Source organism: Allosphingosinicella sp. (assembly GCF_036402135.1).
In the GTDB taxonomy this organism is placed as follows: Bacteria; Pseudomonadota; Alphaproteobacteria; order Sphingomonadales; family Sphingomonadaceae; genus Allosphingosinicella.
On record NZ_DASWTN010000034.1, the window covers coordinates 1 to 22,354 of the forward strand.

Genomic DNA, 22,354 nt, shown 5'->3' on the forward strand with positions numbered 1-22,354 from the left:
TCGAACGTCGCAGGCGTTGTGCCCTGGTTGAAGATATAGACGGTTGCCGAGCGCGTGTTCCGGTCGAAAGTCAGGCGCCGCGGTGTGATATTGAGGTTGACCCCAACCGTCGAGACGGCGCTCTGGGCCGGCTGCGCCGACTGCGATACGGCCGCGCCGGGCAGCAGCATCAGGGAAGCAAGGATCGGTCCCGCGCCCGCTTTCATGCCTTTGCGCGCCGCTTTTCCGCTGCGAAGCGTCTGAGATTTCTGTGACATCGGCTCCCCCAAGCTCCCGCGCATATTACGTCAAATTCTTCTTATAACAACAGGATAAAGTCAGTTGTACTGAGCCAGCACGACCATCACGCTTTCGCAGTTGCTGGTGCCGCACTCGAGCGCTGTTTCCGCGCCTATCGCGCCGACACTGACGCTCACCGCCTCCTCCGCCAGCAAAAGCCCGCCACCGAACAGCAGTTGGCTCGACGCGCTGAGTTCCAGATTGTTCTGCGGTGTCGGCGCTGCGGGCGAAGCGCGGGCAAATCCGCCGTCGAGATGATTGATCACGGTAACGGTCACCGCCACGTTCGAAAGCACATCCTGGACGACCTGCTCCGTGCCAGGTCCTTCGATAATTGTGGAAGCTGTCGTGCGAACCTGGGCAAAGCTGGGCGCGGAAAAGACTATCGAAGAGGCGAGCGCCACGGCAACTGCAACAGTGGGACGCGCAATCCGCATGGGATCCACCTCACCAGGAAGATCGCCCGGCGCGGCTATGCTGCGCCGGGCGGGGGAAGCTTATTGATAAGCGACAGTAACTGTAAAGGTGCCGGTATAGTCCCCGGTCGGCGTGCTGTCGGAAATTGCGAAGCTGCCGCCGATGTTGAGCGGTGCGGTGCCGTTGGCCACGTCGCCCAGGCTGCCGCCGAGGGTCAGGTTGCCGGCGGGGTCGCGGCTCAGCGTCACCGGAATGTCGGGAGCGCCGCTCCGCTGAAGATTGAATGTGCCCGTGCCGAGATCGACGGTCACGACCTGGCCCCCTTCACCGGCGACCGTGTATTTGGCGCGGCTCTGGCCAGTGCCGAGAAAGATCACGTTCGCGCCGGACTGGGATGGCGTATCGCTGGTCGACGAAATGGTGACGGTCGACGTGCCGCTGGTCGGACGGACGATTCGGCCGAATACCAGCGCATTGTTCTGCGAAATGGTTACCGGGCGGATGATCGTCGTCGTGCTGGTCGTGTTGACCGAATTGGTCGCCTGTCCGAAGGCAGGAGCAGAAATGCCGGTAAGCAACGCGACCGCAATGGCCGACTTCACAAAACGAGTCATCTTGAAAACCCCCACAAGCTGCGGCTTCAGCCGATCCAATGATACGGTATTAGTACCGTATGCCGTGTGACTGAGGGCTCTACGCGCGGGGCGGAAATTGTCAATAAATTCTTAATAACAACGTTATCCCTGTGCCAATATGTTACGGTTCGGCAACAGCATTCCTCGCCATGGAACGAAATCGAGAAATCTGGACAGGCGCCGGTCGGCTGCGTGTATGAGGGGCTATGGGCGCGAACGAGAAAATGAAAAGGCCTGTCGATCCGCATCACGAACATGATGCGCATCAAGATGTGCTGCACGAAGCGACCGAGGCGGCCTACCGCCGCGACCGCTTGCTCGCTGCTCTAACGCTGATGGCGGGCGTTGGCCTTGCAATTGCTCTGCCTTTCGCGCTTCGCGCGGGTGCCGAATTCTTCCTTCCGGTAACGGCAGCGCTGGTGATCGCGATTGCGCTCGTGCCGATGCTGGAATGGTTCGAGCGGCACGGATTGCCCTCCGCTTTGTCCGCGCTTGTATGCGTGATCCTGCTCATCACCATTGCGAACATTGCTGTCGCATCGATCGTTCTTCCGGCCGCGGAATGGGTAAGGCTTCTGCCAGAACGGATTGGGCGCATTCAGGAGACGCTTGCGCCGCTCCTCGAAGTCTACTCGAACCTTGAACGCTTCATTGATGACATCGTCACCGAGTTCGGTGCGGAGAGCGGTCCCGAGCAGAGGACCGTGACGGTGGAGACGCCGAATTCCATGGTCGACATCATCGCCACCTCCGCGCCCTATGCGGCAATCCAGATGTTCTTCGCGGTGCTGGTCATCTTCTTCTTCCTGTCCGGCTGGACGCGGATGCGGAAAAGCACGATCACCGGCCGCGCCAGCTTCGGCGGCGCGATGACGACTGCGCGCGTCATCCAGCAGGTAGTCGATTCCACCTCGACCTATCTCGGCACGATCACTGTCGTGAACATACTGATGGGCCTGCTTGTCGCGGTTGCGCTGTGGGCGATCGGCATGCCGACGCCGCTCATGTGGGGCGGCATTGTCGCGGTGCTGAACTACATTCCTTATTTGGGACCCATCGCCTCTACCTTGCTGCTCGCGCTTGGCGGCCTCATGGCCTTTTCGGATCCGTGGCAGGCGCTGCTTCCGGCGATGATCTTCGTCCTCGTCCACCTGATCGAGGCCAATTTTATCACGCCGATGATCGTGGGGCGGAGGCTGACGATCAACCCGCTCCTCATCCTTGTATCTCTAAGCTTCTGGAGCTGGATTTGGGGAACCACCGGGGCGCTTCTCGCAGTACCCTTGCTGATCATCATCCGCACCGTCATCGCCGCTGCCGGCAAGCCCGACATCGCCGGATTCCTGTTCGAGGAGGGGACCTTAACCGGCCATCACCATGATGAATTGGCGGAGGGAACACAGCCTGCGACGAATAGCCGCTAGGCTTGCTTGACAGCCTTAGGGCGGTCGCCTAGTTCGCCCCCCACCACTACCCACGCGGGTGTAGCTCAGTTGGTTAGAGCGCCGGCCTGTCACGCCGGAGGTCGCGGGTTCGAGCCCCGTCACTCGCGCCATTTCCCAGAAACTTATAGCCTTCGGATCAGCGCTGCCGCCATCAGCGCGAGTCCCGCGCCCGCTATGTCCGCAATCCAGTCGAGGAATTCCGGCGAGCGATTGACAAACGGCATCGCCTGAACCGCTTCGATAGCCGCGCCGAACAGCGCCATGCCAACGCCGATCCGCGCCAGTCGGGCCTTCGGATAGGCAGCGGCTGCCAATGCCGTCAGCACCAGGAAGATGCTGAAATGCAGGAGCTTGTCGGACGGATCTCCTGGGACGCGGAACGGCCTCGGCCAAGTGGAGACGAGGAAGGTGACGACGATCAGGACCCAAAAGGTGAGGACCAAAGCGCGCTGAAACAGGCCGCTCTCCTTCACCTCCACGAACCAAGCTCCATCCAGCGAAGCAGCCGCTTCATCGGAAAGAGCCAGAGCCACGCCACGCCGCCCGCGACGAAAGCAATTCCGCTCGCCCAAAGCGGTAGGCCAAGTTCTTCGACGAGCATCACCACCGCCACCGACCAGATGGCGATCAGCAGCAGGATAAGGAGCATTCCGGCGGGCTTTCGCCAGGTGGGTTCGTTCATTTGCACTGTATCCATTCCGCCGGGGTCGCAATGGCGTCGAGCGGCACGTCCCAGGGGTCGGGCTCCAGCGGCTCCTTCCTGATCTGCGGCTCCCAGGCAAGGCCGATCGTGACGAGCGCGGGATTGCCCTCGCGAAGATGGGAGAGGGCGCGGTCGTAATGGCCCTTGCCATGGCCGATCCGGGTGCCTAGCCGGTCCGCGGCTACGAGCGGCACCAGCACCACGTCAGGCGCGAGCGCCGGGGCATCGGCACCGGGCTGCAGCACGTTCCAGGGCCCGGACTCCGTCGCAGGCGCCTGTCTGAACATCATTTGTTCGTCCCGATCGCCGAACCAAGGCAGGACCGCCGTCTGGCCTTCACCGAGGGCATCGAGGATAGGATAGGGGCTGATCTCGTCCCGCATCGGATGATAGCCCGCGACCACGCGCGCACCGATCAGGCGCGGAAGCACAATCTGCGCGAGCTGCTTCTCCAGCGAATTGCGGGTGTTCGGCCAGAGCGCCGAGGCGTAGCTGTGCCGGAAGAGAAGGGCGTCGTTCCGGATTTCGATCTTGTTCAAGGTGACGGGACCGCCGTGGCCGTTTGCTGGAATATCCTCTGACGCCAGAACGTCAGGTGGGAACCATGTGCTTCGGACCTGGATCCGGGCAGTGACAGCTCCCTAGGATGTCTTATCGCCTCAGGGATGTTCGCAAAAGCTCGTACCGGGCAGTACCCGTCAGAAACCGATTTAGGTGTTTGCGCGCCCGCTCTCAAGCCTGTCGGCAAGCTTTTCCATCCGCTCGGCAAGTTGTTCGAGCGCATTGGCGACGGCGGGGTCGTAGCTCGGCTCCGCTGCGGGGGGAGGCGCCTTGCCCTCGTCGCGCTCCTTGATTTCATCAGCGAGTAGCAGCGAAGCGAAGAGAAGCTGCCGCGCTTCGGGAAGGCTGCCGAGCGCAGACGCCGCCTCCTTCGCCTTTCGGTCGACCACCGCCGCCATCTCGCGAAGATGTTCCTCTTCGCCGTCGCGGCACGCGACGGCATAGCGGCGGGACGCGATCTCGACTTCAATGGTCGCCATGCATCGCCTCCTCGCGGCTCGCCAGCAGCTGGTCGATCTGGCTGACGGCGCCCTGGACGCGCTCGCGCAGCGCCTGATGCTGGCGCTTCAGCTGCTCCAGCTCCTCTCCGCTGCCATTGCCAGCTGGCTGCCGACCTGCGGCGGCCTCGATCCGGGTAAGCGCCCGCTCGATCCGGCTGATGGCTACAATGGCGCGTTCATCTGGCATCAATGTAGGAATAGCACGACTTGCCGCTTCGGCAAGCATGCTGCCGAGGGCGCCCGCGGTTGACGGCCGGGCCTCCATCCTTAAAGGAGCGGCAGGCGGAACGTTCGAGTCCCGCCCGCCTCCTTCACCCGGGCATTCCATTTCAGGGAGCAGCATGTCCGTCGAACCAAGATTGATGGCCAATGCCATTCGCGCCCTTTCCATGGACGCGGTGCAAGCGGCGAACAGCGGCCATCCCGGCATGCCGATGGGAATGGCGGACGCGGCGACGATCCTCTTTAAGGAATACCTGAAATACGATCCGAAGGAGCCCAACTGGCACGACCGCGACCGCTTTGTGCTGTCGGCGGGGCACGGATCGATGTTGATCTATTCGCTGCTCCACCTCACCGGCTATGCGCGGCCGACGATGGACGATATTCGCGGCTTCCGGAAGCTTGGAAGCCCCTGCGCTGGCCATCCCGAAAACTTCATGCTGGAGGGCGTCGAGGCCACAACAGGTCCGCTGGGGCAGGGCTTCGCAATGGCGGTCGGCATGGCGATCGCCGAGCGGCACCTGAACGCCGTATTCGGCGACGATCTGGTGGATCATCGCACCTGGGTGATCGCCGGCGACGGCTGCCTGATGGAGGGCATCAATCATGAAGCCGTTGGTCTTGCCGGACACCTGAAGCTCGGGCGGCTCAACGTCCTGTGGGACAATAACAAGATCACGATCGACGGTTCGACCGACTTGTCGACCTCCGAAGACATTCCTGCCCGCTACCGCGCCTCGGGCTGGCACGTCGTCTCCTGCGACGGCCACGATTTCGACAGCATCCGCAACGCTCTGGACGAGGCCATCGCCGATCCGCGCCCGTCGCTGATCGACTGCCGCACCATCATCGGCTGGGGCGCACCGAACAAGCAGGGCACCTCCGCGACACACGGCGCCGCGCTCGGCGACGACGAAGTCGCCGCTGCCCGCAAGCACCTCGTCTGGGACAGCGAGCCCTTCGACCTTCCGGAACCGATCGAACGCGCCTGGCGTGAAGCCGGCGCTCGCGGCGGTAAGGTGCATGAAGAGTGGCGGGCGCGGCTTGCGGCGAACCCCCAGCGCGAGGAATTCGTGCGCCGGATGGAAGGCCGCCTGCCAGAAGGATCGGCCAAAGGCGATTATCTGGACTGGCTTTCCGCCAATCCGCAGAATGTCGCCACCCGCAAGGCCTCCGAAATGGCGTTGGAAGCGATCAACGCCGCGCTTCCCGAGACGATCGGCGGCTCGGCCGACCTGACCGGCTCCAACAACACCAAGACGAAGGCGCAGGCCCCGCTCACCGCCGACAATTATGGCGGCCGCTACATCTATTACGGCATCCGCGAGTTCGGCATGGCCGCCGCGATGAACGGCATGGCGCTTCACGGGGGTGTAATTCCCTATGGCGGCACCTTCCTCGTCTTCTCCGATTACTGCCGGCCGGCCATTCGCCTGTCGGCGCTGCAGAACGTCCGCGTCGTCTACGTGATGACGCACGACAGCATCGGCCTCGGCGAAGACGGCCCGACCCATCAGCCGGTCGAGCATGTGATGAGTCTTCGCATGATCCCGAACCTCGACGTCTATCGGCCTGCAGATGCGGTGGAGACAGCGGAATGCTGGGCTTTGTCGCTAGCGCGGCAGGACGGCCCTTCGCTCCTCTGCCTCACCCGTCAGAACTTGTCGCAGCTCCGGACGGAGCGGACCGACAATTTTTGCGCGAAGGGCGCCTACCGGCTGCGTGCCGCCAAGGCCGCGCGCCGCGTCATCATCATCGCCACCGGTTCAGAGGTGGAAACGGCGCTGAAGACCGCCGAGGCGCTGGAGGGGCAGGGCATCGGCGCCGATGTCGTCTCTATGCCCTGCTGGACGTTGTTCGACCGGCAGGACGATGCATATCGCACCGACATATTGCCGAAGGGCGTGCTCCGCCTCTCGATCGAGGCGGGGACGACGCTCGGCTGGGAACGCTATGCCGACCTCAGCATCGGCCTCGACAGGTTCGGTGCGTCCGCGCCTGCGGAAGATCTTTTTGAACGCTTCGGCTTCACCGCCGATCAAATCGCGCCGCGCATCGTCGCGGCCCTCAATTCAGGAGTGAAATGACATGGCGACACGGGTAGCGATCAACGGTTTCGGGCGGATCGGCCGCCTCGTCGCGCGCGCAATCCTCGAAAAGAAGGACAGCGGTCTGGAACTCGTCGCCATCAACGATCTCGCCGACGCCAAGTCGAACGCTTTGCTGTTCAAGCGCGACAGCGTCCACGGCCCCTATCCGGGCGAAGTGTCCGCCGACGGCAACGACCTCGTCATCGACGGCAAGCGCATCAAGGTAACTGCCGAGCGGGATCCGGCGAAGCTTCCGCACCGCGAGAACGATATCGACATCGCGCTCGAATGCACCGGCTTTTTCACCGACCGGGACAAGGCGAACGCGCACATCACCGCTGGCGCGAAGCGCGTCCTGATCTCCGCTCCGGCAAAGGGCGTCGACCTCACCGTCGTTTACGGCGTGAACCACGAGAAGCTGACGGCGGACGACATCATCGTTTCGAACGCGAGCTGCACCACCAACTGCCTCGCCCCCGTCGCCAAGGTGATGAACGACACGGTCGGCATCGAGCGCGGCCTGATGACCACGATCCACGCCTATACGAACGATCAGAAGATCCTCGACCAGATCCATTCCGACATGCGCCGCGCCCGCGCCGCCGGCATGTCGATGATTCCGACCACCACCGGCGCCGCCCGCGCCGTTGGCGAGGTACTTCCCGAGCTGAAGGGCAAGCTCGACGGATCGGCCGTCCGCGTGCCGACACCTAATGTCAGCCTCGTCGACCTCACCTTCACTCCGAAGCGTGATACGACGCTGGAGGAAGTGAATGGTGCACTGAAGGCGGCCTCTGAAAGCGGGCCGCTGAAGGGAATTTTGGCTTATACCGACGAGCCGCTGGTTTCGATCGACCTCAACCACAATCCGGCTTCGTCAACCGTGGACAGCCTTGAAACGGCGGTTCTGGAAGGCAAGCTCGTCCGCGTCGTGTCGTGGTACGACAATGAATGGGGCTTTTCGAACCGCATGGTCGACACGGCCGCGGCGATGGGCCGGTTCCTCTAAGCAATGGCGTCCTTTCGAACGCTGGACGATCTCGGGGATGTGAGGGGCAAGCGCGCGCTGGTGCGCGTGGACCTCAACGTCCCCATGCAGGACGGGCACGTCACCGACGACACCCGCTTCCGCGCAACGCTTCCGACGGTGACGGAACTCGCGGACCGCGGCGCGATCGTGCTGCTGCTCGCCCATTTCGGACGGCCGAAGGTGCCGGGGCCGGACTTCTCCCTGTCCCGTGTGACACGGCCCTATGAGCAGGTGCTCGGCCGGCCGGTGCGTTACGTCGACTGGGAGGTGGACCAGGAGAATGTTGCCATGCTCCAGCCGGGAGACGTGGCGATCCTCGAAAATACCCGTTTCTTCGGGGGCGAGGAGAAGAACGACCCGGCGGTTGCGGAGCGTTTCGCCCGGCTCGGCGACTTCTACGTCAACGACGCCTTTTCCGCCGCTCATCGCGCTCACGCCTCCACCGAAGGCTTAGCACGCCTGCTTCCCGCTTATGCTGGTCGGGCGATGGAAGCGGAGCTGAAGGCGCTGGAAGCGGCGCTCGGTAATCCGGAGCGACCCGTCGCAGCGGTGGTTGGCGGCGCCAAGGTTTCGACCAAGCTCGACGTGCTCCGCAACCTGGTCGCCAAGGTCGATTACCTGATCATCGGCGGCGGAATGGCCAACACCTTCCTCGCGGCACGTGGGATCGACGTCGGCAAGTCGCTCTGCGAGCACGACCTCAGGGACACGGCGCTCGAAATCCTCGACGCCGCGGACAGGGCGAACTGCACCGTGCATTTGCCTTATGATGTGGTGGTGGCGAAGGAGTTTGCGCCCAACCCGCCGACCCGCATTGCCAATGTGCATGAAGTCGCCGCGGACGAGATGATCCTCGACGTCGGTCCGGCCGCCGTCGAGGCGCTGGCGGATGCGATCAAGACCTGCCGCACCCTCGTCTGGAATGGCCCTCTCGGCGCGTTCGAAACGTCGCCGTTCGACAAGGCGACCGTGCAGCTCGCCCAGACGGCGGCGGCGCTGACTCAGAGCGGCAGCCTCGTTTCGGTTGCAGGCGGAGGCGACACCGTTGCCGCGCTCAATCATGCCGGTGTGGCAGACCAGTTCACATTCGTTTCAACCGCGGGCGGCGCCTTCCTGGAATGGATGGAAGGCAAGGCCCTGCCGGGCGTCGAAGCCCTGAAAAGATAAGAAGGACCAAAGATGCAAGTTTCCGAAATGCGGACGAAGATCGAAAGCGGCAACGGCTTCATCGCTGCGCTCGACCAGAGCGGCGGCTCGACGCCCAAGGCGCTGAAGGGTTACGGTGTCGAGGAAGGCAGCTGGTCGAATGAGGAGGAGATGTTCGGCCTCATCCACGACATGCGGAGCCGCATCATCACCTCGCCTTCCTTCACCGGCGACAAGGTGATTGGCGCGATCCTCTTCGAACGCACGATGGACGGGCAGGTCAATGGCAAGCCGACCCCGCAGGCGCTGATCGAAAAGGGCGTGGTTCCCTTCATCAAGATCGACAAGGGCCTCGAAGAGGAAGCGAACGGCGTCCAGCTGATGAAGCCCATGCCGGATCTGGATCAGCTCCTCAGCCGCGCCCGCGGCCTCGGCGTGTTCGGCACCAAGGAGCGTTCGGTGATCAACCTCGCCAACCGCGAGGGCATTGCCGCCGTCGTCCGCCAGCAGTTCGAGGTGGCGCGTCAGGTGCTTGCCGCCGGGCTAGTCCCGATCATTGAGCCTGAGGTCAACATCAAGAGCCCCGAGCGCGCCGAAGCCGATCGCATCCTGCTCGAGGAGCTGACGAAGGCGCTCGACGCGCTTCCCGGCGACGACAAGGTGATGCTGAAGCTTTCGATCCCGCAGCAGCCGGGCCTGTTCCAGCCTTTGGTGGATCATCCGCGCGTGCTCCGCGTCGTCGCCTTGTCGGGCGGATACAGCCGCACCGACGCCTGCCGCGAGCTTGCCAAAAACCCTGGCATGATCGCCAGCTTCAGCCGCGCCCTGCTCGAGGACCTGCGCCACCAGATGAGCGGAGACGAGTTCGACTCCTCGCTCGGCGGCGCGATCGACGAAATCTACCAGGCTTCGACCGTCAAGCAGGCGGCTTAAAGCCTCGATGGGCCAAGATTGAGCCTGATTCAACGCTATCTTGCCTACCAGTTCGCGCGGCCGCGCGGGCTTGCGGGACGCTGGATATTCGGAAGCTGGCTGGACCGGGTGAACCAGGGCATGAACGCCCTGGCCCTCGATCTTCTTCGCGTGCAGCCAGTCGATCGGATCCTGGAGGTCGGCTTTGGGGGCGGAGCGCTCTTCGCCTCGATTCTGGACAGGAATCCCGCCGAAGCGATCGGCGTCGACCCGTCGAAGCAGATGGTCGCGCGCGGGCGTCGGCGCTTCCGCGGCGCCATAGCGCGGGGACGAGCGGAAATCTCGCTTGGGCCGGTCGAGAAGCTGCCGGTGGAGAGCCGGCTGATCGACAAGGCTTGCAGCCTCAACACGATCTATTTCTGGACCGATCCCGAGGCGGGGATGCGGGAGCTGGCGCGGGTGATCCGACCTGGCGGAACGCTCATCCTCGGCTTCGAGGCGCCGGAGACGCTTCGGGCCTGGCCCGGGCACCGCTACGGATTCACCGTCTATGAACCGGCTGAAGTGGTTCGACTTGCCGAGGAAGCCGGTTTCGGCAATGCCGAGATCCATGAAGGGCTGGAGCCGAAGTTCGGCAAAATCTATTGTGTGAAGGCCGAGCGCCTATGACGGACAACGAAGACGAACTGACCCTCGATCCCGATTTCGCGCGCCGCTTCGACGCAGCCCCCCGAGGGCCCTGCCTTCTCTATCTCGTTTCTCCCGCAAGCATCGACGAAGGCTTCGCCGACCAGCTGAAGGCGGCGCTCGACGGCGGACCTGTCGCCGCCTTCCAGCTCCGCCTGAAGGGCTTGAACGATCATGCCGTCGCCCGCGCCGCGGAGCCGCTGCAGGCAATCTGCGCCGAGCGCGACGTCGCCTTCCTCGTCAACGATAGCATGGCGCTGGCGAAAAGGCTGGGCGCGGACGGCGTCCATCTGGGGCAGGGCGACGGCGATCCACGGGAGGCGCGGGCGCTGCTCGGCCCGTCGGCGCAGATCGGCGTCACCTGTCACGACAGCCGCCATCTCGCGATGGAAGCAGGCGAGGCGGGGGCAGATTATGTCGCCTTCGGCTCCTTCTTCCCGACCACGACCAAGGAGGTGCTGCACCAGCCGGAGCCGTCGATCCTCAGCTGGTGGTCAACCCTGTTCGAGCTTCCCTGCGTCGCGATCGGCGGCATCACCCCGGACAACGGACGGGAACTGGTGAAGGCGGGCGCGGATTTTCTTGCTGTATGCAGCGCCGTCTGGGCGCATAAGGATGGTCCGGGCGCCGCGGTCGCGGCGTTTCAGGAGGTGCTGAAGCGTTAACCGGAGGCGAGGGCTTATGGTGGACGATCAGGTAAGGGTGGGTTCCTATTCGGCGCTGATCGCCGGGATCGTGATCTGCGGCCTTGCGGCGGTGGCGCTCTTCCTTCCCGTCATCCAGGATTCGCCGCGCGGAGAGCTATTGGGCCTGCTCCTGCTCCTCGCCGGCCTCGCCGAAGCGGGCACGGGATGGCTGAGGCGGCGACTGAGGACCGGCCGGTCAGCGCTCGGCGCAGGCGTCGTCGCAATGGTGCTTGGGGCGCTGTTCCTCTTCAATCCGTCGCTTCACCTCGTCCCCACATCCTATCTCATCATCCTGTGGCTCTTCTCGCGCGGCGTCCTGCTGCTGTTCGCTTCCATTCCGTGGACCGACCCCGAACATGCCTGGCTTGCCGTCAGCGGCTTTGCCGACATTGGCCTCTTCGTGGTGCTGCTCGTCGGCCTTCCGGTCACTGCTCTCACGCTCAGCCTGTTCGGCCCGACCGAGGAGGTGGTGGCGAATTTCTCGCTGGTAGTGGCCGTGAGCCTCGCCGTCGCCGGCCTCTCCCTGATCGTCATCTCGATGCTGGAGCGGCGGGAGCCCGAAGCTACCGAATAGCCTGTCCCACCATCGCCCGCAGCGTCAGCGCATCGTCGATGGCGTGGGCGTGGATGTCGTTGTTGAAATAGCACCAGACGTCGCGGCCGACGCGCGACTGCTCGACGATCCAGTCGGTCCAGCCGAGCAGCCCCTCATCCGAATAGCGGCCCCAATATTTGCCTTCGCCGCCGTGGAAGCGGACGTAGGCGATCGGACCCGCCGCCCAGCGCGGGCTTTGCGAGCCCGGCATGTCGTGGACACAGAAGGAGACGCTTCTGCTTTCCAGGAGCGCAAGCACCTCGTCCGTGTACCAGCTCTTCTCCCGGAACTCGAAGACATGCGTCAGGTCCCCTGGGAGAAGGTCCAGAAAATCGCGCAGACGATCGAGGTTGAGGCGAAGGCGGGGCGGAAGCTGATAGAGGATCGGGCCGAGGCGATCGCCGAGATGCCGGAAAGGCGTCAGCATCCTTTGCAGCGGCTCCGCGCAATCCTTCAGCTTCTTGGCCTGGGTGAGGAAGCGGTTCGCCTTCACCGCATAGCAGAAGCCCGGCGGCGCCTGCTCCCGCCATTTGTCGAACGTCTCGGCCTTGGGGAGGCGGTAGAAGCTGTTGTTGATCTCCACGGTGTCGAACGTCGCCGCATAATGTTCGAACCAGAGCCGGACCGGCATGCCCTTCGGGTAGAAGAGCTCGCGCCAGTGTTTGTAGTTCCAGCCTGAGCAGCCGATGCGGATTTGCCCCGCCATGGAAATGTTCGCTCCTACAATCGTTGGGCTCGCGGACGTGTGAACCATCAGTGGAGCGTGAAGTGCCGGACAGTAAGTGGATCAACGGGTTCCTGGTAGGAACGATGGGCATCGCAATCGCCGGTGCTGCCGTGGCACAGGACCCTGAGCAGAAGGCAAAGGCGGGCGCTCAAAGCAAGCAGGCCCAACAGGGACAGCAGCAAGGCGCGGAAAAGCCGAAGATCGACGGCACCGTCTTTCACGCGCAGGTACTGCTCGATCGCGCCGGCTTCTCGCCCGGCGTGATCGACGGCGAATCCGGCATCTCCTTCGAAGCCGCCGTGAAGGGCTTCCAGGAAGCGCGCGGCCTGCAGGTGACGGGCCAGCTTGACCAAGCGACGCGCCAAGCCTTGCTGCAGGACAAGGCGCCTTCGACGCGGCGGCTCCGTATCCATGAAAGCGATGCGCAGGGACAGTTCGTCGGCTCGATCCCGAAGGATCCGGCCGAGCAGGCGAAGATGCAGCGGCTCGGCTATCGCAATCTTCTCGAAAAGATCGCCGAGAAATTCCACACGACGCCGCAGACGATCATCTCGCTTAATGATCCGAAGCAGACTCTGCAGGCGGGTACGGTGCTGGTGCTCCCGAACGTGCTTCCCTCGTCGCGCAGCTATCAGGGCGTCGAGGGCGAGCATGCCCAGCTCCTTAGCGACCTAAACGTCAGCGGCCAGCAGCCGCAGGCGAGCCGCGTCGTGGTCGACAAGTCCGACAAGGTCGTCCGCGTCTATGGGCAGAACAACCGCCTCGTCGCGCAATTCCCGGCGACGATGGGAAGCGAGAAGGACCCGCTGCCGCTCGGCCAGTGGAAGGTGAATACGGTCGCCTTCAATCCGCCGTTCAAATATCAGCCGAAGCTCTTCTGGGACGTCGAAGATACTGAACAGGAGCAGATGCTTCCGCCGGGGCCAAACGGGCCGGTGGGCGTGGTCTGGATCGACCTCAACAAGGAGCATATCGGCATCCACGGCACCAATTCGCCGGAGACGATTAAGCGGGCCGAGAGCCATGGCTGCGTCCGGTTGACAAATTGGGACGCCGGGCGCCTAACTCAGATGATCGATAACGGAATGCAGGTCATCTTCCAGGCTTGAGGGCTCTTCGGCGCATATTCACGCACCTTCTGACCGCGGTCCTCACGGCCGCGATCACCAGCCTGTATTGGTACGGCACCTATGGGCGCGGATCGGGCGGCGCGAGGGCGGAGCCGGGTCCGGAATTGGTGGAGAAGGCGGTCGCCACGGCGGAAGGGCCGGTGGAAGTGTCGTTGGGGCCGACGGGGCTTGCGATTCCGGTGTCCGGCATTCGCCCGAACCAGCTCGTGGACACATATAAGCAGGCGCGGGCGGGCGGCGCCCGCGTTCACGACGCTATCGACATCATGGCACCTCACGGAACGCCGGTCATCGCCGCCGCTCCGGGCCGGGTGGAGAAGCTCTTCTTCAGCAAGGGCGGGGGCGGCATCACCGCTTATGTCCGCTCCGACGACGGCAAGTGGATCTATTATTACGCGCACCTTCAGGATTATGCGCCAGGCCTGAAGGAAGGGCAGAAGGTGGAGCGCGGAAGCCCGATCGGCCGTGTCGGCGCCACCGGCAACGCCAATCCCGACGGGCCGCACCTGCATTTCGCGATCCACCGGATGGTCTCGGGTGAGGATTGGCACGAGGGGACGGCGATCAATCCCTACCCCCTGCTTGCCGGAAAGCGGTAGCGCCGCTAAGGGCCTCAGCGGCTCTTTTCCAACAGTGAGTGACCCATGAAGATCAGCGGCGTGGACATTCGTCCCGGCAACATCATCGAATATGAAGGCGGCATCTGGCGCGCCGTGAAGATTCAGCACACCCAGCCCGGCAAGGGCGGCGCCTATATGCAGGTGGAGCTGAAGAACCTGATCGACGGGCGCAAGAACAATGTCCGCTTCCGCTCGGCCGAAACGGTGGAGCGCGTGCGGCTCGACACCAAGGACTTCCAGTTCCTGTTCGCCGAGGGCGACATGCTGACCTTCATGGACAAGGAAACCTACGAGCAGGTTTCGCTGCCGCGCGACCTTTTGGGCGACGCCGCGGCCTTCCTCCAGGACGGCATGGATGTCGTGATGGAGCTCTACAATGAGAAGCCGATCTCGGTGCAGCTCCCCGACACGACCGAAGCCACCATCGTTGAGGCCGACGCGGTGGTGAAGGGACAGACCGCTTCCTCCAGCTACAAACCCGCAATCCTCGACAACGGCGTCCGCGTGATGGTGCCCCCGCACATTTCCAGCGGAACCCGCATCGTCGTCGACGTTTACGAACAGACCTACGTCCGCCGCGCGGATTAAGGGTCTGGGCGGAGAATTGATTTGGTAAGCCATTCCGGCCTCATCACCGTGATGCAGCGCGCCGCTCGCAAGGCGGCGCCGCGGCTTCGGCGCGACTTCGGCGAGGTCGAGCAGTTGCAGGTCAGCCGCAAGGGTCCGGCCGACTTCGTGTCGATGGCCGACAAGCGCGCCGAGCAGACGGTGATGGAGGAACTCCAGCACGCCCGGCCGAACTGGGGCTTCTACATGGAGGAAGGCGGCACGATCGAAGGCGATCCTTCGAAGCCGCGCTGGATCCTGGATCCGATCGACGGCACTTCCAACTTCCTCCATGGCATCCCGCATTTCGCCATCGCCATCGCGGTGCAGGAGCCGAAGCTCGGCGGTGGCTGGGGCGAGATCACGCAGGGGCTCGTCTATCAGCCGCTTACGGACGAAAGCTTTTGGGCCGAAAAGGGCAGGGGGTCCTGGCTCAACGAGCGGCGGCTCCGCGTGTCCTCCCGCCGCGATCTCGCCGACGCGCTCATCGCGACCGGTGTTCCCTACAAAGGGCACGGCCATCTCGACCGTTTCCAGAAGATATTGGACGCCGTTTCGCCCGAAGTGGCGGGCATCCGCCGCTTCGGCTCCGCGGCTCTCGATCTCGCTTGGGTCGCCGCGGGGCGCTACGACGGCTTCTGGGAAGAAGACCTCCAGCAATGGGACATTGCTGCGGGGCTTCTGCTGGTCCGCGAAGCCGGCGGTTTCGTCACCGATTTCCGAGGTTCGGAGGCGGGTCTTGCCAAAGGACAGGTGCTGGCTGCAAATGACCAGATACATTCGAAGCTGCACAAGCTCGTCGGCCGCGCCGTAAGGAGCTGAGCGACAAAAGGGGGAATATGCGGGGGAAGTTGGCCATTCTGTCGGCGCTGATGCTGAGCGCGTGCGCGGCAACCGATCTCACCACTCCCGCCGCGCCCTGGCCTCCACTGCCGACCGCCTTTGCCGCCGTCGGCGATCTCAATGAAGCCGTAGCCCGCTTTCCGAACAGCGCCGCCCTTCAGCAGCGCCGGCTCGACCTGGCCCTCAACGCCAGCGATGCCGCCACCGCACTGGATGCCGCTTCACGACTGGCCTCGATGGGGGCAGGCCTGCCGCCGCCTGTGAGGGAACAGCTTGGGAAAGTCATCGGCGCTGAAGCCGCGGAACGGCTCATTCCCATCTTCAATAGCAATTCTGCGCCAATCGCTCCCAGCAACGTTCACGCGACGATCCCAGCCGCGCACCGGTTGATCGAGGGTGTGGCGTGGGACTCGAGACGCAGCCAGCTTTATGCGACCAGCGTGGTCGACCGCCGCTTGCTCGCTGTAACCAGAGAAGGCGTGCGCGAGGTGGCCGGACCTTCCGGCATCGGCAGCCTCTTCACCGGCCATTACGACAGCGCCAACGATCGGATCTGGCTTGTGGCCGCCAGCGTCGAACAGACGCCGGCAGACGGCGGCCGCTTTGCGGGGCTGCTTTCCTTCTCCCCCGCTGCTCCCGCCGCCGTCATCCGCCTTCCGCTGCCGGCGGCGGGCGAGGCCGGCCCGAACGACATCGCTGCGGCCAGGGATGGCACGCTCTATGTCAGCGACATGGTGACGGGGGCGATCTACCGGTGCCGCCCCGGCTGCTCAGCGCCTGAGACCTTCGTCACGCCGCGCACCTTGCGGAGCGCCCATGGCATGGCTGTCTCGCAGGACCAGAAGCGGCTTTATGTTGCCGACTTCCGCTACGGCCTCGCATCGGTGGATTTGGCGACCGGCCAAGTGTCGCAAGTTGCGGCACCGTCCGACATGATGCTCGACGGGATCGACGGGTTGTTTGCTTATGATGGTGACCTCATCGGCATCCAGGGCGGCACCTTCCCGGCCCGGATCGTGCGCCTCTCCCTGTCCCGCGATGGCCGCCGCGTGGAGCGGCTGAGGGTGCTCGAACGCGCCAATCCCGCCTGGGGCGAACCCACTTTGGGCACGATCGCGGGAAACCGGCTGCTCTATGTGGCGAACGCGCAGTGGGAACGGTACGGCCCAGGCGGCGCACCGACCGGAAACGGTGCTCCCGAACCCACTGTGATCAGGGCGCTTTCGCTCGACTGAGCGGCAAACGGATGGCTTGTGCCAACCTGCCCCGCTAAGCGGTTGCGGCGACGCACTTCCTAGCCTAGAAGCCGCGCAACCTCGTTTCCTCGGAGAGTCTCGATGGCGTCCGCCGCCGCCGAATATCTGCCTATCCTCCTGTTTCTCGGCGTGGCGCTTTCGCTGTCGGCGTCCTTTGTCTTTCTGCCGATGATAGCATCGAAGTTCACCGGCGCCGCGAACCCGTATCCGGACAAGCTCGCCGAATATGAATGCGGCTTTCCCGCCTTCGAGGACAGCCGGGCTCAGTTCGACGTGCGCTTCTACCTCGTCGCGATCCTGTTCATCATCTTCGACCTTGAGGCGGCCTTCCTCTTTCCGTGGGCGGTGTCGCTCGGTGCCATCGGCATTGCAGGCTGGGCCGCGATGATGATCTTCCTGATCGAGCTCACGCTCGGCTTCGTCTATGCTTGGAAGAAGGGAGCGCTCGAATGGGAGTGATCCTCGACCCGCGTCATGAGAATGAGCGTCCGGCCGATCTTCAGCAGCCGGACCCCTATTTCTTCAACCACCTCTCGTCCGAAGTTTCGAACAAGGGCTTCATCGTCACCTCGACCGAGGACCTGTTTCAGTGGGCGCGCACCGGATCGCTCTGGTGGATGACGTTCGGCCTCGCCTGCTGCGCGGTTGAGATGATCCATGTGAACATGCCGCGCTACGACCTTGAAAGATTTGGCGTCGCGCCCCGCGCGTCGCCGCGTCAGTCGGACGTGATGATCGTCGCCGGTACGCTCTGCAACAAGATGGCTCCGGCGCTTCGCCGCGTCTACGACCAGATGTCGGAGCCGCGCTACGTCATCTCCATGGGCAGCTGCGCCAACGGCGGCGGCTATTATCATTACAGCTATTCGGTGGTGCGTGGCTGCGACCGGATCGTGCCGGTGGACATCTACGTTCCCGGCTGTCCGCCGACCGCCGAGGCGCTTCTTTACGGAATCATGCAGCTGCAGCGGAAAATCCGCCGCATCGGCACGATCGAGCGCTGAGCCATGAACAACAGCGCCCCAAGGATCGCGCCGCGCGAAGGCATTATCGACGAGGTTAAGGCCGCTATCGGCGACGCTTTCGTCGAGGCGAAGCACGCCGCCTACGAAGACAGCATCACGGTTCGCCGCGAGAGCATCGTCGAAGTGCTCCGCACGCTCCGCGACAGCTTCGCGTATCAGCAGCTGATGGAGATTGCGGGCGTCGACTATCCGCAGCGGGTCGAGCGCTTCGACGTCGTCTATCACATGCTGTCGGTGACGAAGAACCACCGCATCCGTGTTCGCGTCACGACCGACGAAGAAAAGCCAGTGCCTTCGGTGACAGGCCTTTTCCCGGTCGCGGGCTGGCTGGAGCGGGAGGTGTTCGACCTTTACGGTGTGCTGTTCGAAGGCAATAACGACCTTCGCCGCATCCTCACCGACTATGGCTTCCGCGGCCACCCGTTCCGCAAGGACTTCCCGCTCTCCGGCTATGTCGAGATGCGCTATTCCGAAGAGCAGAAGCGGGTCGTCTACGAGCCTGTGCGGCTGGCCCAGGATTTCCGCGCCTTCGATTTCATGAGCCCGTGGGAGGGCGCCGAATATGTGCTCCCCGGAGACGAGAAGGTGCAGGGTGAAGCTCCCGGAGCGCCCACGCCTGCGAAAGCGGGAGAGACGAAGAAATGACGATCGCCTCCTCCGCTCAGGATCTTGAGACGCAGGTCGCCCGCTCCGGCGGCACCGAATCCGAGATTGCCAACTACACGATCAATTTCGGCCCGCAGCATCCGGCTGCGCACGGCGTGCTCCGCCTCGTGCTGGAGCTGGACGGCGAGATCGTCGAGCGCGTCGACCCGCACGTCGGCCTGCTCCACCGCGGCACCGAGAAGTTCTGCGAGTACAAGACCTACCTGCAGGCGCTGCCCTACTTCGACCGACTCGATTACGTGTCGCCGATGTGCATGGAGCACAGCTATGTGCTCGCCATCGAGAAGCTGCTCGACCTCGAAGTGCCGCTCCGCGCCCAGTATCTCCGCGTCTTCTTCGCCGAGCTGACGCGGATCAAAAACCACCTTTTGAACATCGGCAGCCACGTGATGGACGTCGGCGCGATGACTCCGAACCTCTGGCTGTTCGAGCTTCGCGAAGACATCATGAACTTCTACGAGCGGGCGTCGGGCGCGCGTATGCATGCGGCCTATTTCCGTCCGGGCGGCGTCCATCAGGACGTGCCGCTGAAGCTGCTGACCGACATCGCCGACTGGCTCGACAACCGCCTGTTCCGCCTGTTCGAGGATTCGATGGCGCTGGTCGTCGACAACCGCATCTTCAAGCAGCGGAACGTCGATATCGCGGTCGTGTCGAAGGAAGATGCGCTCGCCTGGGGCTTCTCCGGCCCGATGATCCGCGCCTCTGGCATTCCCTGGGATATCCGCAAGGCGCAGCCCTACGACGTCTACGACCGCATGGAGTTCGAGGTGCCGGTCGGCACCAACGGCGACTGCTATGACCGCATGATGGTCCGCGTCGAGGAAGTCCGCCAGTCCGCAAAGATCATGAAGCAGTGCCTCCAGCAAATGCCGGAGGGGCCGATCGCAACGCTCGACCGAAAGGTCTTCCCGCCGAAGCGCGGCGAGATGAAGCAGTCGATGGAAGCGCTCATCCACCACTTCAAGCTCTACACCGAGGGCTTCCACGTGCCCGAGGGCGAGGTCTATGTCGCCACCGAAAGCCCCAAGGGCGAATTCGGCGTCTATCTCGTCTCCGACGGCACCAATAAGCCTTACCGCGTGAAGATCCGCCCGACCGCCTTCAGCCACCTTCAGGCGATGGATTTCATGACGAAGGGCCACATGCTCGCCGACGCCACCGCGATCCTCGGCGCCATGGACATCGTATTCGGGGAGTGCGACCGGTGATGGATCGGGAGAAAGCCCGAAACTGGCCATTAGCTGGAGGCGTGGGTGTCCTAGTTTTAACGGGCGTTATAGGTCTCCAAGAATTTTTCGTTTCTGGGGGAACGGCATACAGGATTGCCGGCGTTGGGCTGCTTCTACTTCTCTTGGCGGCGGCCTGGTTACTCGCGAGATTTATCTCCAGCCATCGTGACGAAATCGGCGAAGCTCGGTTCGATACGACGAATAAGAGCGAACGAAATGGCTGACACGCTTCCCAACAGCCTGCCCGATATCGCGGAGCTTCGCGCCCGCTGGGGCGGCTTTGCCTTCACGGCGGAGAATGAGGCGCAGGCGAAGGTAGTGATCGGCCGCTATCCGCCTGGGCGACAGCAGAGCGCGATCCTGCCGCTTCTTGACCTTGCCCAGCGGCAGGTGGGGGCGGAGACGGGAACGCAGGGCTGGCTGCCGGTGCCGGTGATCGAATATGTCGCCGCCTATCTAGGCATGCCTTACATGCGGGCGCTCGAGGTCGCGACCTTCTACACCATGTTCAACCTTCGGCCCGTCGGCCGCTACCATGTGCAGGTCTGCGGCACGACGCCCTGCATGCTACGCGGCTCCGACGACGTGTTCGACGCCTGTCACAAGAAGGGCATGAAGAAAGGGCAGACGACGCCGGACGGCCTATTCACTTTGTCCGAAGTCGAGTGCCTCGGCGCCTGCGCCAACGCGCCGATGGTTCAGATCAACGACGACAATTACGAAGATCTGACCTTCGAAAGCACCACCGCTATCCTCGACGCGCTCGCCCGCGGCGAAACGCCGAAGCCGGGCCCGCAGGTCGCCCGCCAGACCAGCGCGCCTGAAGGCGGCCCGACCTCGCTGCCGGAGATGGTGAACGAAAATCACGATTATCGGGGCCAGTGGAGCTGATGGAACAGCTGCTTCCCGTCATCATCGGCGTCGTCGGCCTGATCATCGTCCTTAAGGTGCTGAAGGGCGTCGTGAAGCTTGTCGGCATCGCGATCATCGTCGCGCTCGTTGCCGCGCTTTATTTCGGAATGGGTGCCTGATGCCGATCACCTCCCTTGACGACAAGGACCGCATCTTCACCAACGTCTACGGCTATCAGCCCTGGGGGCTGAAGGGCGCGCAGGCGCGCGGCGACTGGGACAATACCAAGAAGCTGATGGCGTTGGGGCAGGACGCCATCATCGACGAGATCAAGAATTCAGGCCTTCGCGGACGCGGCGGCGCCGGGTTCCCGACCGGCATGAAGTGGAGCTTCATGCCGAAGGAGCCGACCGAGGGGCGCCCCAACTTCCTCGTCATCAACGCGGACGAATCCGAGCCCGGAAGCTGCAAGGACCGCGAGATCATCCGCCACGATCCGCACAAGCTGATCGAAGGCGCTTTGATTGCCGGCTACGCGATGCGCGCGCGGGCCTGCTACATCTACATTCGCGGCGAGTTTATCCGCGAGGCGGAGACGCTCTTCGCCGCCGTGCAGGAGGCCTATGACGCCGGCCTGCTCGGCAAGAACGCAGCCAAATCGGGCTACGACTTCGATGTCTTCGTCCACCGCGGCGCCGGCGCCTATATTTGCGGCGAGGAAACGGCGCTCCTCAACAGCCTCGAGGGGAAAAAGGGCTTTCCGCGGCTGAAGCCGCCGTTCCCGGCGGGCGCGGGCCTCTATGGCTGCCCGACCACGGTCAACAATGTCGAGAGCATCGCGGTCGTCCCGACGATCCTCCGCCGCGGCGCGAACTGGTTCAAGAGCTTCGGCCGCGAGAAGAATGAAGGCACCAAGCTCTTCCAGATATCCGGGCATGTGAATAAGCCGTGCGTGGTCGAGGAAGCCATGTCGATCCCGTTCCGCGAGCTGATCGACCGCCATGCCGGCGGCATCCGCGGCGGCTGGGACAATCTTCTGGCCGTAATCCCCGGCGGCTCGTCCGTCCCGCTCGTACCGGCGGCGCAGATCATGGACGCTCCGATGGATTTCGACGGCCTCCGCGATCTCGGCTCCGGCCTTGGCACGGCGGCGGTGATCGTCATGGACAAGTCCACCGACATCGTGAAAGCGATCAGCCGCATCAGCTACTTCTACAAGCATGAAAGCTGCGGCCAGTGCACGCCCTGCCGAGAAGGCACCGGCTGGATGTGGCGCATGATGGAGCGCCTCCGCGAGGGCAATGCGGACATCGGCGAGATCGACCAGCTTTACGACGTCACCAAGCAGGTCGAAGGCCACACCATCTGCGCCCTCGGCGACGCCGCCGCCTGGCCGATCCAAGGCCTCATCCGCCACTTCCGTCCGGAAATAGAGCGGCGCATCATCGAGAAGAACGGCGACAATCAATTGGAGGCCGCGGAGTAACTC

Annotated in this window: 29 protein-coding genes and 1 tRNA gene; 21 read left to right on the forward strand and 9 right to left on the reverse strand. The window is 63.7% G+C overall.

Features of this window, described 5'->3' with window-relative positions; translation table 11 throughout:
• From VGD10_RS09860 to VGD10_RS09870, 3 genes are all read right to left on the reverse strand, one after another.
• On the reverse strand, positions 1-257 hold a 257-nt coding region (locus tag VGD10_RS09860), incomplete at its 3' end, for a hypothetical protein (protein WP_331040648.1).
• A gap of 60 nt (positions 258-317) precedes the next feature.
• Entirely contained in the window at positions 318-716 is a 399-nt protein-coding gene (locus tag VGD10_RS09865) for a hypothetical protein (RefSeq protein ID WP_331040649.1), read from the reverse strand.
• Positions 717-776: 60 nt separating this feature from the next.
• Entirely contained in the window at positions 777-1,310 is a 534-nt protein-coding gene (locus tag VGD10_RS09870; RefSeq protein ID WP_331040650.1) for a DUF4402 domain-containing protein, read from the reverse strand.
• A gap of 245 nt (positions 1,311-1,555) precedes the next feature.
• Here VGD10_RS09870 and VGD10_RS09875 point away from each other — a divergent pair, with 245 nt between their 5' ends.
• Positions 1,556-2,755 (forward strand): AI-2E family transporter, encoded by a 1,200-nt coding sequence (locus VGD10_RS09875; RefSeq protein ID WP_331040651.1) that lies wholly within the window; start codon positions 1,556-1,558, stop codon positions 2,753-2,755.
• A gap of 54 nt (positions 2,756-2,809) precedes the next feature.
• Positions 2,810-2,886 (forward strand) — tRNA-Asp (locus VGD10_RS09880).
• Between the two features lie 12 nt (positions 2,887-2,898).
• Here the strand turns inward: VGD10_RS09880 and VGD10_RS09885 are convergent.
• The 5 genes from VGD10_RS09885 to VGD10_RS09905 form a co-directional block, all read right to left on the reverse strand.
• Positions 2,899-3,255: a VanZ family protein gene (locus tag VGD10_RS09885; RefSeq protein ID WP_331040652.1), complete on the reverse strand. Its 357-nt coding sequence runs from the start codon at positions 3,253-3,255 to the stop codon at positions 2,899-2,901.
• On the reverse strand, positions 3,246-3,458 hold the full coding sequence (locus VGD10_RS09890) for a DUF2842 domain-containing protein (RefSeq protein ID WP_331040653.1): 213 nt from the start codon (positions 3,456-3,458) through the stop codon (positions 3,246-3,248). The genes VGD10_RS09885 and VGD10_RS09890 overlap by 10 nt, the downstream gene beginning before the upstream one ends.
• Positions 3,455-4,018 (reverse strand): 5-formyltetrahydrofolate cyclo-ligase, encoded by a 564-nt coding sequence (locus VGD10_RS09895; RefSeq protein WP_331040654.1) that lies wholly within the window; start codon positions 4,016-4,018, stop codon positions 3,455-3,457. Before VGD10_RS09895 ends, VGD10_RS09890 begins: the two co-directional genes overlap by 4 nt.
• 171 nt (positions 4,019-4,189) lie before the next feature.
• Positions 4,190-4,519: a cell division protein ZapA gene (locus VGD10_RS09900; protein ID WP_331040655.1), complete on the reverse strand. Its 330-nt coding sequence runs from the start codon at positions 4,517-4,519 to the stop codon at positions 4,190-4,192.
• Entirely contained in the window at positions 4,506-4,916 is a 411-nt protein-coding gene (locus VGD10_RS09905) for a hypothetical protein (RefSeq protein WP_331040656.1), read from the reverse strand. Before VGD10_RS09905 ends, VGD10_RS09900 begins: the two co-directional genes overlap by 14 nt.
• Between VGD10_RS09905 and tkt the strand changes: the two genes are divergently transcribed.
• From tkt to VGD10_RS09940, 7 genes are read left to right on the forward strand one after another with little or no spacing between them, the layout of a single operon-like run.
• Positions 4,882-6,849, forward strand: a complete 1,968-nt coding sequence (gene tkt, locus VGD10_RS09910) for a transketolase (protein WP_331040657.1) — start codon at positions 4,882-4,884, stop codon at positions 6,847-6,849. The genes VGD10_RS09905 and tkt overlap by 35 nt on opposite strands.
• Before the next feature lies 1 nt (position 6,850).
• Complete coding sequence (gene gap, locus VGD10_RS09915; protein ID WP_331040658.1) at positions 6,851-7,861, forward strand: type I glyceraldehyde-3-phosphate dehydrogenase; 1,011 nt, start codon at positions 6,851-6,853, stop codon at positions 7,859-7,861.
• Positions 7,862-7,864: 3 nt separating this feature from the next.
• Positions 7,865-9,049, forward strand: a complete 1,185-nt coding sequence (locus VGD10_RS09920; protein ID WP_331040659.1) for a phosphoglycerate kinase — start codon at positions 7,865-7,867, stop codon at positions 9,047-9,049.
• A 12-nt stretch (positions 9,050-9,061) separates the two neighbouring features.
• The gene (locus VGD10_RS09925; RefSeq protein ID WP_331040660.1) at positions 9,062-9,961 is read left to right on the forward strand and encodes a fructose bisphosphate aldolase; all 900 of its coding nucleotides are present in this window, start codon (positions 9,062-9,064) and stop codon (positions 9,959-9,961) included.
• Between the two features lie 18 nt (positions 9,962-9,979).
• Positions 9,980-10,609, forward strand: coding sequence for a class I SAM-dependent methyltransferase (locus tag VGD10_RS09930; RefSeq protein WP_331040661.1), 630 nt, complete (start codon positions 9,980-9,982; stop codon positions 10,607-10,609).
• Positions 10,606-11,292, forward strand: coding sequence for a thiamine phosphate synthase (gene thiE / locus VGD10_RS09935; RefSeq protein WP_331040662.1), 687 nt, complete (start codon positions 10,606-10,608; stop codon positions 11,290-11,292). Before VGD10_RS09930 ends, thiE begins: the two co-directional genes overlap by 4 nt.
• Before the next feature lie 16 nt (positions 11,293-11,308).
• Entirely contained in the window at positions 11,309-11,887 is a 579-nt protein-coding gene (locus VGD10_RS09940; RefSeq protein ID WP_331040663.1) for a hypothetical protein, read from the forward strand.
• Here VGD10_RS09940 and VGD10_RS09945 read toward each other — a convergent pair.
• Positions 11,877-12,614: a DUF72 domain-containing protein gene (locus VGD10_RS09945; RefSeq protein ID WP_331040664.1), complete on the reverse strand. Its 738-nt coding sequence runs from the start codon at positions 12,612-12,614 to the stop codon at positions 11,877-11,879. The genes VGD10_RS09940 and VGD10_RS09945 overlap by 11 nt on opposite strands.
• A gap of 62 nt (positions 12,615-12,676) precedes the next feature.
• Here VGD10_RS09945 and VGD10_RS09950 point away from each other — a divergent pair, with 62 nt between their 5' ends.
• The 12 genes from VGD10_RS09950 (at position 12,677) to nuoF (ending at position 22,351) form a co-directional block, all read left to right on the forward strand.
• Positions 12,677-13,744, forward strand: coding sequence for a L,D-transpeptidase family protein (locus VGD10_RS09950; RefSeq protein WP_331040665.1), 1,068 nt, complete (start codon positions 12,677-12,679; stop codon positions 13,742-13,744).
• Positions 13,741-14,364: a M23 family metallopeptidase gene (locus VGD10_RS09955; protein WP_331040666.1), complete on the forward strand. Its 624-nt coding sequence runs from the start codon at positions 13,741-13,743 to the stop codon at positions 14,362-14,364. The genes VGD10_RS09950 and VGD10_RS09955 overlap by 4 nt, the downstream gene beginning before the upstream one ends.
• Positions 14,365-14,409: 45 nt before the next feature.
• Positions 14,410-14,973 (forward strand): elongation factor P, encoded by a 564-nt coding sequence (gene efp / locus VGD10_RS09960; RefSeq protein ID WP_331040667.1) that lies wholly within the window; start codon positions 14,410-14,412, stop codon positions 14,971-14,973.
• Between the two features lie 21 nt (positions 14,974-14,994).
• Complete coding sequence (locus VGD10_RS09965; RefSeq protein ID WP_331040668.1) at positions 14,995-15,813, forward strand: inositol monophosphatase family protein; 819 nt, start codon at positions 14,995-14,997, stop codon at positions 15,811-15,813.
• Between the two features lie 17 nt (positions 15,814-15,830).
• Positions 15,831-17,069, forward strand: coding sequence for an SMP-30/gluconolactonase/LRE family protein (locus VGD10_RS09970; protein WP_331040669.1), 1,239 nt, complete (start codon positions 15,831-15,833; stop codon positions 17,067-17,069).
• A gap of 102 nt (positions 17,070-17,171) precedes the next feature.
• Positions 17,172-17,549, forward strand: coding sequence for an NADH-quinone oxidoreductase subunit A (ndhC, locus tag VGD10_RS09975; protein WP_331040670.1), 378 nt, complete (start codon positions 17,172-17,174; stop codon positions 17,547-17,549).
• A complete protein-coding gene (locus VGD10_RS09980; protein WP_331040671.1) occupies positions 17,540-18,094 on the forward strand; it encodes an NADH-quinone oxidoreductase subunit B family protein in 555 nt (184 codons plus the stop codon). Before ndhC ends, VGD10_RS09980 begins: the two co-directional genes overlap by 10 nt.
• A gap of 3 nt (positions 18,095-18,097) precedes the next feature.
• Positions 18,098-18,760: an NADH-quinone oxidoreductase subunit C gene (locus tag VGD10_RS09985; RefSeq protein WP_414639522.1), complete on the forward strand. Its 663-nt coding sequence runs from the start codon at positions 18,098-18,100 to the stop codon at positions 18,758-18,760.
• The gene (locus VGD10_RS09990) at positions 18,757-19,992 is read left to right on the forward strand and encodes an NADH-quinone oxidoreductase subunit D (RefSeq protein WP_331040672.1); all 1,236 of its coding nucleotides are present in this window, start codon (positions 18,757-18,759) and stop codon (positions 19,990-19,992) included. Before VGD10_RS09985 ends, VGD10_RS09990 begins: the two co-directional genes overlap by 4 nt.
• A 237-nt stretch (positions 19,993-20,229) precedes the next feature.
• Positions 20,230-20,904 (forward strand): NADH-quinone oxidoreductase subunit NuoE, encoded by a 675-nt coding sequence (gene nuoE, locus VGD10_RS09995; RefSeq protein ID WP_331040673.1) that lies wholly within the window; start codon positions 20,230-20,232, stop codon positions 20,902-20,904.
• On the forward strand, positions 20,904-21,044 hold the full coding sequence (locus VGD10_RS10000; RefSeq protein ID WP_331040674.1) for a hypothetical protein: 141 nt from the start codon (positions 20,904-20,906) through the stop codon (positions 21,042-21,044). The genes nuoE and VGD10_RS10000 overlap by 1 nt, the downstream gene beginning before the upstream one ends.
• Positions 21,044-22,351, forward strand: a complete 1,308-nt coding sequence (nuoF, locus tag VGD10_RS10005) for an NADH-quinone oxidoreductase subunit NuoF (protein WP_331040675.1) — start codon at positions 21,044-21,046, stop codon at positions 22,349-22,351. Before VGD10_RS10000 ends, nuoF begins: the two co-directional genes overlap by 1 nt.
• Positions 22,352-22,354 lie beyond the last annotated feature (3 nt).

Excerpts from the sequence above, each read along its gene's own strand:
- VGD10_RS09990 (WP_331040672.1), top strand. The coding sequence starts at position 18,757 with ATGACGATCGCCTCCTCCGCTCAGGATCTTGAGACGCAGGTCGCCCGC.
- VGD10_RS09945 (WP_331040664.1), bottom strand. The coding sequence starts at position 12,614 with ATGGCGGGGCAAATCCGCATCGGCTGCTCAGGCTGGAACTACAAACAC.
- VGD10_RS09875 (WP_331040651.1), top strand. The coding sequence starts at position 1,556 with ATGAAAAGGCCTGTCGATCCGCATCACGAACATGATGCGCATCAAGAT.
- VGD10_RS09890 (WP_331040653.1), bottom strand. The coding sequence starts at position 3,458 with ATGAACGAACCCACCTGGCGAAAGCCCGCCGGAATGCTCCTTATCCTG.
- VGD10_RS09920 (WP_331040659.1), top strand. The coding sequence starts at position 7,865 with ATGGCGTCCTTTCGAACGCTGGACGATCTCGGGGATGTGAGGGGCAAG.
- VGD10_RS09980 (WP_331040671.1), top strand. The coding sequence starts at position 17,540 with ATGGGAGTGATCCTCGACCCGCGTCATGAGAATGAGCGTCCGGCCGAT.
- VGD10_RS09925 (WP_331040660.1), top strand. The coding sequence starts at position 9,062 with ATGCAAGTTTCCGAAATGCGGACGAAGATCGAAAGCGGCAACGGCTTC.
- VGD10_RS09870 (WP_331040650.1), bottom strand. The coding sequence starts at position 1,310 with ATGACTCGTTTTGTGAAGTCGGCCATTGCGGTCGCGTTGCTTACCGGC.
- VGD10_RS09940 (WP_331040663.1), top strand. The coding sequence starts at position 11,309 with ATGGTGGACGATCAGGTAAGGGTGGGTTCCTATTCGGCGCTGATCGCC.
- nuoE (WP_331040673.1), top strand. The coding sequence starts at position 20,230 with ATGGCTGACACGCTTCCCAACAGCCTGCCCGATATCGCGGAGCTTCGC.
- VGD10_RS09900 (WP_331040655.1), bottom strand. The coding sequence starts at position 4,519 with ATGGCGACCATTGAAGTCGAGATCGCGTCCCGCCGCTATGCCGTCGCG.
- VGD10_RS09970 (WP_331040669.1), top strand. The coding sequence starts at position 15,831 with ATGCGGGGGAAGTTGGCCATTCTGTCGGCGCTGATGCTGAGCGCGTGC.
- gap (WP_331040658.1), top strand. The coding sequence starts at position 6,851 with ATGGCGACACGGGTAGCGATCAACGGTTTCGGGCGGATCGGCCGCCTC.
- VGD10_RS09865 (WP_331040649.1), bottom strand. The coding sequence starts at position 716 with ATGCGGATTGCGCGTCCCACTGTTGCAGTTGCCGTGGCGCTCGCCTCT.
- VGD10_RS09905 (WP_331040656.1), bottom strand. The coding sequence starts at position 4,916 with ATGGCATTGGCCATCAATCTTGGTTCGACGGACATGCTGCTCCCTGAA.
- VGD10_RS10000 (WP_331040674.1), top strand. The coding sequence starts at position 20,904 with ATGGAACAGCTGCTTCCCGTCATCATCGGCGTCGTCGGCCTGATCATC.
- efp (WP_331040667.1), top strand. The coding sequence starts at position 14,410 with ATGAAGATCAGCGGCGTGGACATTCGTCCCGGCAACATCATCGAATAT.
- VGD10_RS09985 (WP_414639522.1), top strand. The coding sequence starts at position 18,098 with ATGAACAACAGCGCCCCAAGGATCGCGCCGCGCGAAGGCATTATCGAC.
- tkt (WP_331040657.1), top strand. The coding sequence starts at position 4,882 with ATGTCCGTCGAACCAAGATTGATGGCCAATGCCATTCGCGCCCTTTCC.
- ndhC (WP_331040670.1), top strand. The coding sequence starts at position 17,172 with ATGGCGTCCGCCGCCGCCGAATATCTGCCTATCCTCCTGTTTCTCGGC.
- nuoF (WP_331040675.1), top strand. The coding sequence starts at position 21,044 with ATGCCGATCACCTCCCTTGACGACAAGGACCGCATCTTCACCAACGTC.
- thiE (WP_331040662.1), top strand. The coding sequence starts at position 10,606 with ATGACGGACAACGAAGACGAACTGACCCTCGATCCCGATTTCGCGCGC.